This is a genomic window from Streptomyces sp. NPDC102437 (assembly GCF_044765565.1).
Lineage (GTDB): Bacteria > Actinomycetota > Actinomycetes > Streptomycetales > Streptomycetaceae > Streptomyces.
The window spans coordinates 1-1,478 of sequence record NZ_JBIWKI010000168.1; the positions used below are offsets into that span (position 1 = coordinate 1).

Annotated in this window: 1 protein-coding gene; it reads left to right on the top strand. The window is 69.8% G+C overall.

What is annotated here, in order from left to right; all coding sequences use genetic code 11:
* A partial coding sequence (locus tag ACIRJP_RS42630) for a type I polyketide synthase (RefSeq protein ID WP_404186629.1) occupies positions 1 to 1,478 on the top strand: 1,478 nt, incomplete at both ends.

The following is a 1,478-nucleotide window of genomic DNA, read 5'->3' on the forward strand; positions in this document are numbered from 1 at the left end:
CAGCGCCTCCTGCTGGAAACCTCCTGGGAAGCCATCGAACACGCCGGCATCGACCCCACCACCCTCCACGGCACCAACACCGCCGTCTACACGGGAGTCATGGCTCAGGAGTACGGCCCCCGGTTGTACGAGCCTTCGCAGGGCACCGATGGCTACTTGCTCACCGGGAATACGAGCAGCGTCGCATCGGGGCGCATAGCCTACGCGCTCGGTCTCGAAGGTTCGGCGCTGACTGTCGACACGGCCTGCTCCTCATCCCTCGTGGCCCTGCACCTGGCTGAACGGGCCCTGGCCGAGGGGCAGTGCTCCCTAGCGGTGGCCGGCGGTGCGACGGCAATGTCGAGTCCGGGCATCTTTGTGGAATTCAGTCGGCAGCAAGGTCTGTCTGCTGACGGACGCTGCAAGGCCTTCTCCGCCGACGCCGACGGCACCGGCTGGGGCGAAGGCGTCGGCGTGGTCGTCATGGAACGCTTGTCGGACGCCCGCCGCAACGGGCATCCCGTGCTGGCCGTGGTCCGCGGTTCCGCCGTCAACCAGGACGGCGCCTCAAACGGCCTGACCGCCCCCAACGGCCCCTCCCAACAACGCGTCATCCGCCAGGCCCTGACCAACGCCGGCCTCGAACCCGCCGACATCGACGCCGTCGAAGCCCACGGCACCGGCACCCGCCTCGGCGACCCCATCGAGGCCCAGGCCCTCCTGGCCACCTACGGCCAAAACCGCGACACCGACCGGCCCCTGTGGCTAGGGACGGTTAAGTCCAACATCGGACACACCCAGGCCGCCGCCGGCGTCGCCGGCGTCATCAAAATGGTCATGGCCATGCACCACGGCACCCTGCCCCCCACCCTCCACGCCGACCAACCCACCCCCGAAGTCGACTGGACCACCAGCGCCGTACAACTCCTGACACAGCAACAGCAATGGCCCGACACAGAGAGCCGACCCCGCCGCGCCGCCGTGTCCTCCTTCGGCATCAGCGGGACCAACGCCCACCTCGTGCTGGAGCAGGCACCGGCCAGCGAGCCGCCGGTGGCGGGAGCCGACACGGAGAGGGAAGGAGGACCTGCCGTTCCTCGCGTCCTGGCTGACAGTATGGAGGCACAGGTCCTGCCGTGGCTTCTGTCTGCCCGCAGCGCGGACGCCCTGCGGGGACAGGCCCAGCGCCTGCGCGCGCACCTGATCGCCCACCCGGCGACCGATCCCACCGGTCTCGCTCGCGCTCTTGCCACCAGCCGCACCGCCTTCGACCACCGCGCAGCGGTCCTGGCCGGCAGTGCAGAGGAACGTATGCAGCTGGTGACTGCGCTGGGACAAGGGAAGCAGCCCGCGGGGACGGTGCACGGAGCCGTATCCGGGGCAGTGTCCAAGCCGGTGTTTGTGTTTCCGGGGCAGGGGTCGCAGTGGCTGGGCATGGCCACCGACCTCATCGACGCGTCTCCCGCCTTCGCCGCGGCCCTGCAGGAATGCGCCGACGC